Origin of the sequence: Oribacterium sp. oral taxon 078 str. F0262 (assembly GCF_000160135.1) — a bacterium.
Taxonomy (GTDB): domain Bacteria; phylum Bacillota; class Clostridia; order Lachnospirales; family Lachnospiraceae; genus Oribacterium.
The window spans coordinates 502,479-517,302 of record NZ_GG729934.1 but is presented as its reverse complement, the minus strand read 5'-3'; the positions used below and the strand labels follow the sequence as shown (position 1 = coordinate 517,302).

Annotated in this window: 11 protein-coding genes; all 11 read left to right on the top strand. The window is 56.1% G+C overall.

Annotated elements, in window-relative coordinates; all coding sequences use genetic code 11:
* Positions 1-137: 137 nt before the first annotated feature.
* The 11 genes from GCWU000341_RS06085 to tkt all read left to right on the top strand — a co-directional run bounded on the left by GCWU000341_RS06085 (position 138) and on the right by tkt (position 14,671).
* Positions 138-2,075, top strand: a complete 1,938-nt coding sequence (locus GCWU000341_RS06085) for a fructose-bisphosphatase class III (protein ID WP_040653763.1) — start codon at positions 138-140, stop codon at positions 2,073-2,075.
* A 38-nt stretch (positions 2,076-2,113) separates the two neighbouring features.
* The gene (locus GCWU000341_RS06080; RefSeq protein ID WP_009214946.1) at positions 2,114-3,475 is read left to right on the top strand and encodes an MATE family efflux transporter; all 1,362 of its coding nucleotides are present in this window, start codon (positions 2,114-2,116) and stop codon (positions 3,473-3,475) included.
* A gap of 292 nt (positions 3,476-3,767) precedes the next feature.
* Positions 3,768-4,619 (top strand): formate/nitrite transporter family protein, encoded by an 852-nt coding sequence (locus GCWU000341_RS06075; protein ID WP_009214944.1) that lies wholly within the window; start codon positions 3,768-3,770, stop codon positions 4,617-4,619.
* 228 nt (positions 4,620-4,847) lie between these two features.
* Positions 4,848-5,765, top strand: a complete 918-nt coding sequence (locus GCWU000341_RS06070) for an ABC transporter permease (protein ID WP_009214942.1) — start codon at positions 4,848-4,850, stop codon at positions 5,763-5,765.
* A gap of 12 nt (positions 5,766-5,777) precedes the next feature.
* The gene (locus GCWU000341_RS06065; RefSeq protein ID WP_009214941.1) at positions 5,778-6,929 is read left to right on the top strand and encodes an ABC transporter permease; all 1,152 of its coding nucleotides are present in this window, start codon (positions 5,778-5,780) and stop codon (positions 6,927-6,929) included.
* A gap of 13 nt (positions 6,930-6,942) precedes the next feature.
* Positions 6,943-7,977 (top strand): ABC transporter ATP-binding protein, encoded by a 1,035-nt coding sequence (locus tag GCWU000341_RS06060; RefSeq protein ID WP_009214940.1) that lies wholly within the window; start codon positions 6,943-6,945, stop codon positions 7,975-7,977.
* A gap of 11 nt (positions 7,978-7,988) precedes the next feature.
* Positions 7,989-8,963 carry an ABC transporter ATP-binding protein gene (locus tag GCWU000341_RS06055; RefSeq protein WP_009214939.1) on the top strand — a complete coding sequence of 325 codons (975 nt, stop codon included), beginning with the start codon at positions 7,989-7,991 and terminating at the stop codon, positions 8,961-8,963.
* A gap of 51 nt (positions 8,964-9,014) precedes the next feature.
* Positions 9,015-10,703, top strand: coding sequence for a peptide ABC transporter substrate-binding protein (locus GCWU000341_RS06050; protein ID WP_009214938.1), 1,689 nt, complete (start codon positions 9,015-9,017; stop codon positions 10,701-10,703).
* 235 nt (positions 10,704-10,938) lie between these two features.
* Positions 10,939-11,286 (top strand): cupin domain-containing protein, encoded by a 348-nt coding sequence (locus tag GCWU000341_RS06045; RefSeq protein ID WP_040653759.1) that lies wholly within the window; start codon positions 10,939-10,941, stop codon positions 11,284-11,286.
* A gap of 67 nt (positions 11,287-11,353) precedes the next feature.
* Complete coding sequence (locus tag GCWU000341_RS06040) at positions 11,354-12,565, top strand: MalY/PatB family protein (protein ID WP_009214936.1); 1,212 nt, start codon at positions 11,354-11,356, stop codon at positions 12,563-12,565.
* Between the two features lie 123 nt (positions 12,566-12,688).
* Positions 12,689-14,671 carry a transketolase gene (gene tkt, locus GCWU000341_RS06035; RefSeq protein WP_009214935.1) on the top strand — a complete coding sequence of 661 codons (1,983 nt, stop codon included), beginning with the start codon at positions 12,689-12,691 and terminating at the stop codon, positions 14,669-14,671.
* The last annotated feature ends 153 nt before the right edge of the window (positions 14,672-14,824 follow it).

The window sequence follows — 14,824 nt, the reverse complement described above, 5'->3', positions numbered from 1 at the left end:
GGATAGGCATGCAGCGCAGCGGGCTTCCCCATGCGGGAATGGAATCAGGGGCGGCATGGGGGAGACGGAAAGCATGCGGAATCACTTTCTGCGGACGGTTCCTTCTGTACGGAATCTCTCAGAAGAAGGAGGAAGACATGGCAAGAGATCTGGATTATCTTAAGCTGCTTTCGGTGCAGTTCCCCACGGCGACGGCGGCAGCGGCGGAGATCATCAACTTAAGGGCGATCTGCGGGCTGCCCAAGGGCACGGAATACTTTTTCTCGGATCTCCACGGGGAGAGCGAGGCCTTCATCTATCTCATGAGAAGCTCCTCCGGCGTGGTGAGGGCAAAGATCGATGAGACCTTCGGCAATCTCCTCTCGGAGGAAGAGCAGCTGAGACTTGCGAATCTGATCTACTATCCGCGGGAGATTCTGGGGAATCCCCATTGCCGGGAGAAGGAAAATCCGGAGTGGCAGAAGATCACGATCAACCGGCTGGTCGCGATCTGCAAGGTTATAAGCTCCAAGTACACGCGCTCCAAGATCCGGAAGAAGATGCCGAAGGACTATGCCTACGCGATCGATGAGCTCCTCCACTATGACGATGAGGACAAGAAGCTCTATCATCAGGAGATCCTCCGTTCCATCATCGATATCCGTATGGGAGAGGACTTCATCATCGCGCTCTCTGAGCTGATCCAGAACATGACGATCGATAGTCTGCATATCATCGGAGACGTCTTCGACCGGGGTCCCCACGCGGAGCTCATCATGGAGGAGCTCATCAACTTTCACGATGTCGATATCCAGTGGGGAAATCACGACGCGGACTGGATGGGGGCGGCCTGCGGAAATCCCGCCTGCATCGCGAATGTCCTTCGGATCGCCACCTCCTATAATTCCTTCGATGTGCTGGAGGACGGATACGGAATCAATATCCGTCCTCTCTCGATGTACGCGCAGGAGGTCTACGGTGACGATCCCTGCCTCTGCTTCCGCACACACCTTCTCGATGAGAATATCTCCGACTCCGTGAATCCGGATCTCGCCGCGAGGATGTGCAAGGCGATCAGCATTATTATGCTGAAGGAGGAGGGGAAGCTGATCCGGCGCCATCCGGAGTATCATCTGGACCACAGGCTTCTCCTGGACAAGATCGACTTTGAGAGGGGAACGGTGGAGATCGAGGGGGAGGAATACGAGCTCCGGGACCGGAATTTCCCCTCTATCGATCCGAAGGATCCGTATCGGCTCACAGAGAAGGAGGAGGAGCTCATGGAGACCCTCATCTACAGCTTTACGCACTCGCGTCTCCTGAAAAAGCACATTCATTTCTTCTTTACGAACGGATCGATGTATAAGGTCGTGAACAACAATATCCTCTACCACGGCTGCATCCCCATGGAGGAGGACGGGGAGTTCATGGCCTTTGAGACGGAGAGGGGAGCTCTCTCCGGGAAGGCGCTCATGGATTATTTCAATGAAAAGGCGATTGAGGCCTATTTCATGGATGGAGAGATCGATCCGAACGGGAAGCTTTACGCGACAGACTTTTTCTGGTATATGTGGTGCGGTCCAAAGTCTCCGCTTTTCGGAAAGGAGAAGATCACGACCTTTGAGCACTGCTTTATCGAGGACCCGAAGACCCATAAGGAGCCCTTCAATCCCTACTACAGCTTCTCGAAGGAGGAGAAGTGCGCGGACAAGATCTTCGCGGAGTTCGGGGTGAAGCCGGAGCTTGGCCATATCGTGAACGGACATGTGCCGGTGAAGACCGGAAAGGGGGAGAGTCCCATCCGGGCGAATGGAAAGCTTTTTGTGATTGACGGCGGCATCTCAAAGGCGTATCATTCCAAAACGGGGATTGCGGGCTATACGCTGATCTATAACTCCCGGCATCTTGCGCTGGCGGAGCACAAGGATTTCAAAAAGGGAGAGGAAAATACACCGGAGATCCAGATTGTGGAGCAGATGAAGAGCCGGATCCGAGTAGGAGAGACCGACAACGGAAAACAGCTCCTGCAGCAGGTTTCCGATCTGGAGGAGCTGCTCCAGGCTTATCGGGACGGAGATATCCGGGAGAAGGCATAGGACTCAGGCGGCGCGGTACGGGGGGCAGAAGGGGGAAGATGGAAGAGAAGAAGCAGGTCACAAGGGATATGACAAGCGGGAATCCGAGAGAGCTGATCCTCGGCTTTGCGCTTCCCATGCTGCTCGGGACTTTGTTCCAGCAGTTTTACAGTATGGTGGATACCATCATCGTGGGGAGGATGCTCGGAAGGGATGCGCTCGCCGGCGTGGGTTCCACGGGTGCGATCAATTTCATGATCAACGGCTTTGTGATCGGGGTCTGCTCCGGCTTCGCGATTCCGGTGGCGCAGCGCTTCGGCGCGCAGGATTACTATGGCCTTCGCCGCTATAACGGAAATATCATCTGGCTCAGTCTGATTTTTTCCGCTGTGATGACGCTTTGGATCGCTCTTTTAACCCGGCCGATCCTATGCTGGATGAATACGCCGGAGGATATCTTTCTGTACGCCTATCGCTACATTTTCATTATCTTTCTCGGCATCCCGACGACCTTTCTCTACAATATCACAGCTTCTGTGATCCGTTCCCTGGGAGATTCCAAGACGCCGGTCTACTTCCTGATCTTCGCGGCGCTTCTCAATATCGTCCTGGACTATGTCTCGATCGCCTTCCTCGGCTTCGGCGTGGACGGACCGGCCTATGCGACGGTCCTCTCCCAGGGTCTTTCCGGGCTGATCTGTCTTCTCTATATGATTCGTCACTTCCCGATCCTCCGTTTCGAGGAGGGGGAGCTCAGGATCAGCAGAAAGCGCTGCGGGACGCTGCTTCGGATGGGGATCCCGATGGGACTTCAGTACTCGATCACCGCGATCGGTTCCGTCATCCTCCAGACGGCAGTGAACGGCCTCGGTGCCGTCGCGGTGGCATCCATCACCGCGGGGCAAAGGATCAGTAATTTCTTCTGCTGCGTCTTCGACACCCTGGGGGCGACGATGGCGACCTATTCCGGTCAGAATGTGGGAGCCCTCAAGTTCGACCGGATCCGGGAGGGGGTGCTGGAGGCCACGAAGCTCGGCTCGATCTATGCGATCCTGATCTGCCTCCTTTCGATCTTCTTCGGAGGACAGCTCCCGAAGATCTTTCTGGATGCGGGGGAGAGAGAGGTCATCGCGAATGCGCATTTTTATCTCGTCGCGAATACGGTATTCTATATCCCGCTGGTCCTTGTCAATGTCTTTCGCTTCTCCCTCCAGGGGATGGGCTTTTCCGGACTCGCGGTCCTCGCCGGTGTCGCCGAGATGGCGGCCCGATCCCTGGTCGCCTTCCTCTTCGTCCCCCTCTTCGGCTATGCGGCGGTATGCTTCGCCTCTCCTCTCGCCTGGATCTGTGCGGATGCCTTTCTGGTTCCCGCCTTTTTTAAAGGCCTCCGGAGTTTAAAGATCAGAAGCGGCATGGCCTAGGGATATATATTAAAAAACAGGAAAAGCGGCGTAAAAGCCGCTTTTTTCATGCACATTTTCCTAAATCACCCGGAATCCGGTTTACAAGGAGCTTTCTCTTATATATAATATGGTTTATAGGACTTCGGAAGGGGAGAAAAACAGAGAATTTTTCACAGAAATGGAGCTGGATTCACGGCACATTTTAGTTCTTCTTTTTTTAATTTGCTCCTGCGCCCGGGAGCTTTCGCTTGAGATCACCGCATCGCGGGGGTCTTTTGGCAGTTAAGAATTTCTACAGGAGGAAAAGAGTATGGACAATCTGTTTTTGACACCGAAGGAGATCGCGGAGAAAACCGTCGCGGCGGGAAAGATGAAGACCAGCCTTTCCACCGTCAAGATGCTGATTCTGGGAATCCTCTCCGGGATCTTCATCGCGCTTGGCGCGGAGGGCTCGAACCTTGCGGCCTGCCATCTCCTGGCCTCCCCGGACAGCTTCTTCCTCGGGAAGACGATCGCAGGAGCGGTCTTTGGAGCGGGGCTTATGATGGTCGTATTGGCAGGAGCGGAGCTTTTTACCGGGAACAGTCTGATCTTCATGGGTGTGCTGGACGGTGAGGTGAAGGCGAGTGCCATGCTGAAGAACTGGCTCTTTGTCTACATCGGAAACTTCATAGGAGGCATCTTCACAGCGCTCATCGTGGTGAACAGCGGGCAGCTCAAGGCCGGGGGAGCGGAGCTTGGAGGCATGACCATAAAGATCGCCGCGGGCAAGGTGGGGGGCTCCTTCTTCTGCTTCCTGCTTCTCGGAGTTCTCTGCAATTTCCTGGTCTGCCTCGCCGTCTGGATGGCGACTGCCGCAAAGGACATCGGAGGAAAGCTCTGGGCGATCTTTTTTCCGATCATGCTTTTTGTGATCTCGGGCTTTGAGCACAGCGTCGCAAATATGTATTATATTCCGGCCGGGATCTTCGCAAAGGCGGTCCCCGCCTATCTGAAGGCTGCCATGGATCTCGGACTCACGGAGGAGCAGATCAGCTCTCTCAACTGGGTGACGCTTTTCACGGGGAATCTGATCCCGGTCACGATCGGGAACGTGCTCGGAGGGACGCTTCTCGTGGCACTGCCGCTCTGGATTGCCTACAGGAGGAAGGAGGCGAAATAGGCTTCGGCTGCCCCTGAAGCGGGCCGAAAGGCCCTCGGTTCTAATGCTGAATCCTAAGATTCTAAAGCCCGCCGGGGCCCGGAAGGAGCAGGAAAAGTGCTCTCCGGGGCCCGGCGGGCTTTAGAATTCCGTTGACAGCGGTAAAAAACTATGATAATTTTCTTTTATATACTTTTATAGAGCAATGCGGCATAAATTTAATGCGTAAAAGTAAAGAGGGGGATTCGGATGCTTCGCTACATCGTAAAAAGAATCGGGATGATGATCGTCGCCATGTTTTTTGTGATTCTTCTCACCTTCCTCGTGATGCATGCGATACCCGGAGGACCGTTTACGGGAGATAAGCGGGTTTCCCCGGAGATTGAGGCGGCGATGAACAAAAAGTACCATCTGAGCGACCCCCTTCCGAAGCAGTTTTTTGATTATCTGGGCGGCGTACTGCGGGGAGATTTCGGTCCCTCCTTCAAGTATCCGGGACGCTCGGTCAATGATTTCATCGCCGAGGGCTTTCCGGTCTCGGGAAGGCTCGGGCTCGCGACGCTCTTCTTCGTCCTTCTCGCCTCCGTTCCCATGGGCATCCTCGCCGCCGTAAAAAGCGGGCACTGGCAGGACATGCTTTTGATGGGCCTCGCCACGATCGGCGTGACAATCCCCTCCTTTGTGATCGCATCTCTCCTCATCTACTGCTTTTCCTTCCGCCTTAAGCTCCTCCCGACCTACGGTCTTGCGAGTCTGTCCGGCTATATCCTCCCCGTCATTGCGCTCGGGGGATATTCCGTGAGCTATATGGCGCGCCTCATGCGCTCCAGCCTTCTTGAAGTTATGGGGCAGGATTACATCCGGACGGCCCGCGCCAAGGGACTTACGGAGGGGGCCGTGGTATTTCGGCACGCGCTTCGAAATGCCCTGATCCCGCTCGTCACCGTGCTCGGACCGACCATCGCGAATCTTCTGACCGGTTCCTTCGTGGTGGAGAAGATCTTCGCGATTCCGGGGCTCGGAGTACACTTTGTGAACAGCGTCTCGCAGCGGGACTATACGACGATCATGGGAGTGACCATATTCTACGCGAGCTTTCTAATGGGGATGACGCTCCTTGTGGATCTTTTCTACTGTCTTATCGATCCCCGCATTCGCTATGATTAGGAGGGACAGAGGATGAAGAGGAACTGGGAAGCTTTGCAGCAGACGAATGAAGAGCGGGAGAGGATATGGCGGAAGACCCGGAGCTTTGCGGGAGATGTCTGGTCTCGCTTTCGAAAAAAGCCGACGGCGATCGCTGGCTTTTTGATCATCGTTCTTCTTGTCCTTTTTTCCGTCCTCGGGCCCCTTTTTACGGGGAAAAGCTATTCGGAGCAGGACCTCAATGCGGCAAATATCGCCCCGAGGATAAAGGTCTTTGAGACTCCGGACGGAAATGGCTGGCTTTATATCACGCAGAGCATGAAGCTTTTGAGAGTCTCCGCCGAGGGGGAATTCGGAGAGCAGCTGAGCAAGCTCCGGGAGGACAGTGAGAGGCAGATGCTGATCTTCGACTACGAGGGCTCGGAGCTCGGACTCTACTACGGGAAGAAGCCCTATCTCGTCGTGAATCCCGATACCCTGGTGATCGCGAAAAGCCGGAGGATCCGAAACCGGGATTATCTTCTCGGCACGGATTCTCTGGGGCGGGATATCCTGACGCGCCTCATGTACGGAAGCAGGGTATCCCTCGTCGTGGCCTTTGTCGCGGTGATCGTGAACCTTCTGATCGGGATCCTCTACGGCGGCATCTCCGGCTATCTCGGGGGAAATGTCGATGAGTTCATGATGCGGATCGTGGATATCATTTCGACCATCCCGCTGACTCTCTATGTCATCCTGATCATGGTGCTTCTCGGCTCGGGCCTTGGCAGCATCATCGTGGCCCTGGGCTCTGTCTACTGGGTGGGCATGGCGCGCGTGGTGCGGGGACAGGTCCTAAGCCTAAAGCAGCAGGAATTTGTGCTGGCGGCGCGGACGATCGGCTCCTCGACGAGCACGATACTTTTCCGGCACCTCATCCCCAATGCCATGGGAGCGATCCTGGTCACTGCGACCATGCTGATCCCCTCGGCTATCTTTATGGAGGCCTTCCTGGGCTTTCTGGGGATCGGCCTCAAGCCGCCCCTCGCAAGTCTTGGCACGATGTGCAATGATGCGACGGAAAATCTGAGATCCTGCCCCTATCAGCTCTTTATCCCGGCCTTTGTCATCGTTCTCATCATGTTTGCCTTTAATTTCGTCGGAGACGGCCTGAGAGATGCGCTGGATCCGAAGCTCAGAAAGTGAGGGAGGGGAGCTTATGCTGAAGATAAAGGATCTGATGACCTCCTTTTTCACAAGTCAGGGAGAGGTGAAGGCCGTGCGGGGCGTGAGCTTTTCGGTCAAAGAGGGGGAGATCGTAGGCCTGGTAGGGGAGTCCGGCAGCGGGAAAAGCGTGAGCTGCATGTCGATCCTCCGGCTGCTGCCGGAAAATGCGAAGATTACGGGGGGAGAGATCTCCTTCGAGGGGAGGGATCTGACGAAGCTCTCCGGGAGGGAGCTCCGAAAGATCCGCGGAGGGAAGATCGCGATGATATTCCAGGATCCCATGTCATCCCTGAACCCTTTGATCCGGGTCGGAACACAGGTCGAGGAGATGATACGGGTGCATCAGCCGGAAAAGAGCAGGGAGGAGAGGCGGAGGGAGACTCTGGAGCTCTTTCGGAGGGTGCGGATACCGGAGGCGGAAAAGCGATGCCGCTCCTTTCCGCATGAGTTTTCCGGCGGCATGAGGCAGCGCATTATGATCGCGATGGCGCTCGCAAACCGCCCTGCTCTCCTGATCGCGGATGAGCCGACCACAGCTTTGGATGTCACCATTCAGGATCAGATCCTAAAGGAGCTCAGGGCTCTCAGGAAGGAGTACCGGACCGGAATCATTTTCATCACGCATGATCTCAGTGTCGTCGCGGAGCTCTGCGACCGCGTGGAGGTGCTCTACGGCGGGCTCATCATGGAGGAGGCGCCGATCGACGCGGTCTTTTCCTCGCCGCATCACCCTTATACTATGGGGCTTTTAAACTCTATTCCGCAGCTTAGGCAGGATCGGGGCAGGAGATTGGTCCCGATTCCCGGCTCCCCCCCGGACATGACGAATCCTCCGAAGGGCTGTCCCTTCGCGCCGCGCTGCCCCTATGCGAGGGCGCTGTGTGCGGAGGAGCTTCCGGACTTTTACGAGGTCGGAAGAGGGCACCGCTCCCGCTGCTGGCTCTTGGATGAGGAGGCGCCGGGAGAGAATAATCCGTTTTCGAATCAGTCGGATCGGAGCCTTCGATCTTCGGATCAGGCGATGTAAGGAGTGTGCAGATGGAAGAGGGGAAGAAAGCGGGCGCGCTCCTCGATGTGCGCGGTCTGAGGAAGTATTTTGAGCTTAGTGGGGGACAGAGGGTTCACGCGGTGGAAAGGGTGAGCTTTTCTCTGGAGAGTGGAAGGACGCTGGGGATTGTCGGGGAGTCCGGCTGTGGAAAATCCACTCTCGCACGCACTATCATAAGGATCTATGAGCCGACGGAGGGGCAGATCTATTTTCAGGGGCAGGAGATCACAAAGCTGAGTCAGAGAAGTCTGCAGCCCCTCCGGAAGGATGTGCAGATGATATTTCAGGACCCCTATGCCTCCCTGAACGCGAGGATGACGGTCCGGGATATCATCGCAGAACCGCTCTTTGCCCACAAAATGGTGAAGAGCCGGGAGGAAGCCGCCGGGCTTGTCTATCCGATGCTGGAAAAGGTCGGACTCAGCAGGGAACATCTGAACCGCTATGCCCACGAATTTTCCGGGGGGCAGAGGCAGCGCATCGGCATCGCGCGGGCCCTCATCCTAAAGCCTGCCCTTGTGATCTGCGATGAGCCGATCTCCGCTTTGGACGTCTCGATTCAGGCCCAGATCGTCAATCTCCTGAAGGACTTTCAGGAGGAGAGCGGCTGTGCCTACCTTTTCATCGCCCATGATCTCTCCATGGTGCGCTATGTCTCGGATGAGGTCGGCGTCATGTACCTGGGGCAGCTTGTGGAGATCGGGGAGGCGGAGGAAATCTACGAGAAGCCGCTCCATCCTTATACGAAGGGGCTTCTCGAGAGCATACCGATCGCGGATCCGAAGAGGGCCAGGGAGAAGGAAAAGAGCAGCATAGAGGGGGATATCCCAAGCCCGATTCATCCCCCCTCCGGCTGCCGCTTCCACACCCGCTGCCCCTTCCGAAAGGCAGTCTGCGAGGAGGAGCAGCCGCCCCTTAAGAAGCTTGGGAACGCACACTTTTGCGCCTGCCATCTATACGACTGAGGGCCCGTGCCCGCTGCTTTATGTCGTATCTCCCCGAAAAAGGAGGACAGTATGAAAAAAAATCGGAAACTGCTTCTTGTGTTTACAGCTCTTGCGGCTCTCTTCCTCTCCGCCTGCGGCGGCGGAGGAGGGACGGACGCGAGCTCCCGGGAGGAGAAGCTGGATCTCTCGGGAAGCAGTGCGGCCGGAGAGAAAACGGAGTCCGAAGAGAAGAGCGGAAAGCAGGAGCTCACCTACGTTCTCAGTAATCTCCCGGATTCCATCGACCCCAGCTATACCAATAACAGCTTCGCGATGTATGTGATCCGAAATTGCTTTGAGGGACTTGTGACCTATAATCAAAAGGGGGAGCTCGAGGCCGGAGATGCGGAGAGCTGGGAATCCAATGATGATATGACGGTCTATACCTTCCATCTCAGAAAGGACCTAAAGTGGAGCGACGGGACAGCGCTCACCGCGAAGGACTATGTCTACGCCGCGCGGCATGTCTGCACACCGGAGACGACAGCACAGTACGCGAACCTTTTCACGGATTACATCGTCGGGGCAAAGGAGTTCTACGACAAAGGGGATGATTCCAACTTCGGCGTGAGAGCGATAGATGATCAAACGCTTGAGTATCGGCTGAAGGGACCCTGCTCCTTCTTCCTCGATCTGGTATCCATGTGGTGCTATTCCCCGCTCAAGGAGGAGACGCTCACAAAGAATGGGGACCGCTGGACGCAGTCGGCGGAAAGCTATATCTGCAACGGCCCCTTCCGTCTCTCCGAGGTGAACAACGGAGAGTCCTATGTGCTCGTTCGGAACGGAAATTACTGGGACGCCGAACACACGACACTGGAAAAGCTCACCTTCCGCTTCGTCCTGGACTCCTCTACGGCGCTGACCGCCTATGAGAACGGAGAGGTCGACGGGATTCGCTCCATCCCCTCCGGAGATATCCAGCGCCTCAAGGCGGAAAACGCGGGCATCATCATGGAGCCGAGCTACGGCAGTGTGTTCTATGACATCAACTGCCAGAAGGAGCCCTACAACAATCCGCTGGTCAGAAAGGCCATCTGCCTCGCCGTGGACCGGGAGGAGCTGATCAGCAATGTGGTTCAGATCGATGCGACGCCCGCCTACAGCATGCTGCCGCCCGGCTACAGCGTGGACGGGAAGGATGTCACGGAGGGGAGAGAGGACTTTTCCCTGAAGCCGAAGGCGGATCCGGAGCTTGCGAGAGAGGCCCTGAAGGAAGCGGGCTATGAGGATCCGAAGAGCTTCCCGACGCTACAGCTTTCCTACTATTCGGATGATACGGCAAAGAAGATCGCCGAGGCGATCGCGGAGATGCTGAAAAAGAATCTGGGGATCTCCGTCGATGTGACAAGCGCCGACTGGGCGGTATACTATGACGGCGTGCGGCAGGGAAACTATGATGTCTGTGCGATGGGCTGGTCCGCGGATTATCTGAATCCGATGAGCTTCCTTCCCCTGGTGTATACGGATGATGTCTCAAACAATGTCCGTTTCAGCGACCCTGCCTACGATAAAATCGTGGATGAAGCGCGCGTCGAGCCGGATCAGAAGAAATTTGCGGAGCTGGTAAAGGAGGCGGATAAGCTGCAGGCAGCGCAGTATCCGGTGCTTCCCCTTTACTATAAGATGAATAACTTCCTGATGCATGACAATGTGTCCGGCTATTATATGATCCCGGATGGAAGCCTCTTCTTCCGATATACAAAGCTTCGGAAATAAGAAGAGCGCGGGCGCGGCTTTTCGATCTAAGCCCGGGATATATTAACGAATAAGAAGTATACAGACGCGGTTTCGGGGGAGGGGCGAAGGCTCCTCCCCCGAAGCTGTGCTGGAGAAATTGACAGGGGAAGCCATATTTTGCTATGCTTTGGCGGGAGATAAAGAGCTGCAGAGGACGAGGAGCGCTCTATGGCAAACAGGGAATGATTCCTCCAAAGAGGAAAGGAGAAGCGGAATGATAAGTCACAAAAATGAGCGCTGGCTTCCCTATGGGGAGACAGAATCAGAATCCGGCGGAGAAGGGATCGAGCGCAGAGTTCTCGCCTACTCCGATGATCTCATGCTGGTGGAGAATCGCTTCCAAAAGGGCGCAGTGGGGAAGCTCCACCATCATCCGCATACGCAGATCAGCTATATTAAGAGCGGAAGCTTTGAATTTACGATCGGTGGGGAGAAGCGGATCGTCCGGGAGGGGGACACGCTTTTAAAGACAGAGGGCGTCGAGCACGGCTGTGTATGTCTGGAAGAGGGCATAGTGCTGGATGCCTTTTCGCCGTATCGAAGGGATTTCGTTTCGGACTGAGCCTTTTGCTTTTTAAGGTCCGGAATTGGAAAGAAAGACAGCAGTCCGATGGGAAAGGAGCGTTTCAATGAAGTATGATTTCATCTCAATCATGGATCGGCACGGGAGGGATGCTATCGCGGTGGATGGGCTTACTACGGGGATCCCCTTTGCGCCGGATCCGCCGAAGGAGGGCTTTGATCTGATCCCGATGTGGGTCGCGGATATGAATTTTCCGGTGGTCCCGACGGTGCAGGAGGAGATCATCAAAAGGACAGAACACCCGGCCTTTGGATATTTTCGCCCGACGGAGGCGTACTATAACGCCATTATCCGCTGGCAGAGGGAGAGAAACGGCATAGAGGGGCTGGAGGCAAAGCATATCGGCTATGAGAACGGAGTCCTCGGGGCTGTCGTGAGCGCAGTCAATGTCCTTTGCTCGAAGGGGGACAAGGTTCTCCTCCACTCCCCGACCTATATCGGCTTCACCTCCTCCTTGGAGAACAACGGCTACCGCATCATCCACAGCCCGCTTGTCCGGGATGAGCGCGGGATTTTCCGCATGGATTTCGAGGATATGGAGAAAAAGATCGTGGAGGAGGAGATCCATACGGCGGTTTTCTGCTCTCCCCATAATCCCTGCGGCAGAGTCTGGGAGAGGTGGGAGCTGGAGAAGGCCATGGAGATCTATAAAAGGCATGAGGTCTATGTCGTATCCGACGAAATATGGTCGGATATCGTCCTCTACGGACATCGCCACATCCCGACACAGAGCGTGAGTGAGGATGCGAGACAGAGGACGGTCGCTCTCTATGCGCCCTCGAAGACCTTTAATCTCGCTGGCCTGATCGGAAGCTATCACATCATCTACAGCGACTGGATCCGAGACCGCGTACAGAAGGAATCCTCGCTCTCACATTATAACGACATGAACGTTCTCTCCATGCACGCTCTGATCGGAGCCTACCGGGCAGAGGGAGCCGAGTGGCTTTCCGAGCTCCGGGAGGTGATCGAGGGAAATGTGGACTACGCCTGTGACTATATCAAAGAGCATTTCCGCGGAGTCTGCGTCCAGAAGCCCGAGGGGACCTATATGCTCTTCCTGGACTGCGCGGAGTGGATGAAGGAACGCGGGATCAGCCTTCGGGAGCTCTTAAAGAAGGGGTGGGATGTCGGAGTCGCCTGGCAGGATGGAAGCAGATTTCACGGAAAAACACATATCCGCATGAACCTGGCTCTCCCCCTGAGCCGCGTAAAGGAGGCCTTCCGCCGCCTGGAGCAATATGTCTTTACAAAATAGGGTCCGCGGGAGCTTTTGCCGGGATGATTCCGCGGGATCACCGATATACAGGGAGCTTTTTTTGTGCTATGATAGCAAAGAAAAATAATTTCCCAAAATTCGGGATAATAAGAAGGAGATTTTATGGAGAAGCAGATTGAGGAGCAGGCAGTCAATGCGATCCGTGTGCTGTCTGCGGATGCGATTCAGAAGGCGAAGTCCGGACATCCGGGGCTTCCCCTGGGAGCTGCGCCGATGGCTTATGAGCTCTGGGCCCATCATCTTAAGATAAATCCGGAAAATCCGGAATGGGAGGACCGGGACCGCTTCATCCTCTCCGCGGGACATGGCTCCATGCTGCTCTACGCGCTTCTCCACCTCTATGGCTTCGGCCTTACGAAGGAAGATCTCATGGATTTCCGGCAGCTTTCTTCGAAGACGCCGGGGCATCCGGAGTACAGACATACGGCCGGAGTCGAGGCCACGACAGGACCGCTGGGCGCGGGGCTCGCCATGGCGGTCGGCATGGCCGCGGCGGAGAAGCATCTCGCGGCGATCTTCAACAGGCCCGGCTTTGAGATCGTAAACCACAGATGCTACGCGCTCTGCGGCGATGGCTGCATGATGGAGGGGATCTCCTCGGAAGCGCTTTCCCTTGCGGGAAGCTGGAAGCTCGATAAATTGACGATTCTCTATGATTCGAATGGGATATCCATCGAGGGATCGACGGATCTTGCCTTCACGGAGGATGTGGAGAAGAGAGTGCAGGCCTTCGGCTTTAAGACCTTGATCGTCCCGGACGGAAATGAGCTCGCTGCGATCTCCAGGGCATTGGAGACTGCGGAGGCGGATGATTCCGCGCCCTACTTTATCATCGTAAAAACGGAGATCGGCTACGGCTGTCCCGGAAAGCAGGGAAGCGAGAAGGCGCACGGAGAACCCCTTGGAGAGGAAAACATCGTTAAGATGAAAGAATTTCTCCACTGGCCCTCCCAGGAGCCCTTTTATGTGCCGGCGGAGGTCTATACGCATTACAGAGAGCTCGCGGAATCGAAGAGGGATGCGGAGAGAAGCTGGCAGAGGAAGATGGAGGACTACCGCGGGCGTTTTCCGGAGCTCTATGCGCTCTGGAAGCGCTATTACGGAAGGGAGGACGAGGCCGCGCTGCTCTATGATAAGGACTTCTTCCGGGCGGCGGAGAAGGAGGAGGCGACGAGGGCCTCTTCCGGGGCGGTGCTCCAGATCCTGAAGGAGAGGATTCCGAATCTCTTCGGAGGATCCGCGGATCTTTCGCCCTCTACAAAGACTGAGCTGAAGGGAGAGCCCTATTTTTCTGCGGAAAATCCCTCGGGACGAAACCTTCATTTCGGCGTCCGGGAGCTTGCGATGGCGGGGATCGCAAACGGAATACTGCTCCACGGAGGTCTCAGAAGCTATGTGGGGACCTTCTTCGTATTCAGTGATTATTTAAAGCCGATGGCGAGGCTCTCCGCACTTATGAGAATCCCGCAGATTTTCGTTCTGACGCACGATTCGATCGGAGTCGGGGAGGACGGGCCGACCCATGAACCGGTGGAGCAGCTCGCGATGCTCCGCGCCATGCCGAATTTCCGGGTATTTCGCCCCTGCGACCGCCTGGAGACGGAGGCCGCCTGGTATGCGGCTCTGAATTCCACGGAGACTCCGACCGCGCTGGTTCTCTCCCGGCAGAATCTTCCGCAGCTCTGCCCGGACGGGAGAAAGGCCCTGAAGGGAGCCTATATCCTGAGGGAGCCGGAGAAGGAGCCGGAGTATATCTTGATCGCGACGGGCTCCGAGCTCTCCCTTGCCCTGGAGGCGGAGGAGCTCTTAAGGGAGGAGGGCTACGCGGTGAGAGTCGTATCCATGCCCTCCATGGATCTTTTTGAGGAGCAGAGCGAAGAGTACAGAGAGTCGGTCCTGCCAAAGCGGATCCGAAAGAGGCTCTCCCTTGAGGCGCTTTCTACCTTTGGCTGGGAGCGGTATATAGGGCTCGACGGGAAGGCCATCGGCATGGAGAGCTTTGGCGCCTCCGCGCCGGCAAAGCTTCTCCTCCGGCATTTCGGCTTTACCGCGGAGAGGATCGCGGAAGAGGTGAAAAAGCTGTAAATTCCCGCTCTTTGGCGCTTTCCCCGACAGAGGATGCTCCCGTCCCGGCTTTCTTTTTGGCCGGCGCGGGGCGAAGGATGAGGCAATGGGCGGCCCGTGCGCGGCAGATTTAGAAAAAGAGCGGCACGGATCATCTTTTAAAGGAAGGAAATC

Bases quoted from the DNA above. Each gene is read 5' to 3' on its own strand.
- GCWU000341_RS06045 (WP_040653759.1), top strand. From the start codon at position 10,939: ATGATAAGTCACAAAAATGAGCGCTGGCTTCCCTATGGGGAGACAGAA.
- GCWU000341_RS06070 (WP_009214942.1), top strand. From the start codon at position 4,848: ATGCTTCGCTACATCGTAAAAAGAATCGGGATGATGATCGTCGCCATG.
- GCWU000341_RS06080 (WP_009214946.1), top strand. From the start codon at position 2,114: ATGGAAGAGAAGAAGCAGGTCACAAGGGATATGACAAGCGGGAATCCG.
- GCWU000341_RS06055 (WP_009214939.1), top strand. From the start codon at position 7,989: ATGGAAGAGGGGAAGAAAGCGGGCGCGCTCCTCGATGTGCGCGGTCTG.
- GCWU000341_RS06065 (WP_009214941.1), top strand. From the start codon at position 5,778: ATGAAGAGGAACTGGGAAGCTTTGCAGCAGACGAATGAAGAGCGGGAG.
- tkt (WP_009214935.1), top strand. From the start codon at position 12,689: ATGGAGAAGCAGATTGAGGAGCAGGCAGTCAATGCGATCCGTGTGCTG.
- GCWU000341_RS06075 (WP_009214944.1), top strand. From the start codon at position 3,768: ATGGACAATCTGTTTTTGACACCGAAGGAGATCGCGGAGAAAACCGTC.
- GCWU000341_RS06040 (WP_009214936.1), top strand. From the start codon at position 11,354: ATGAAGTATGATTTCATCTCAATCATGGATCGGCACGGGAGGGATGCT.
- GCWU000341_RS06060 (WP_009214940.1), top strand. From the start codon at position 6,943: ATGCTGAAGATAAAGGATCTGATGACCTCCTTTTTCACAAGTCAGGGA.
- GCWU000341_RS06085 (WP_040653763.1), top strand. From the start codon at position 138: ATGGCAAGAGATCTGGATTATCTTAAGCTGCTTTCGGTGCAGTTCCCC.
- GCWU000341_RS06050 (WP_009214938.1), top strand. From the start codon at position 9,015: ATGAAAAAAAATCGGAAACTGCTTCTTGTGTTTACAGCTCTTGCGGCT.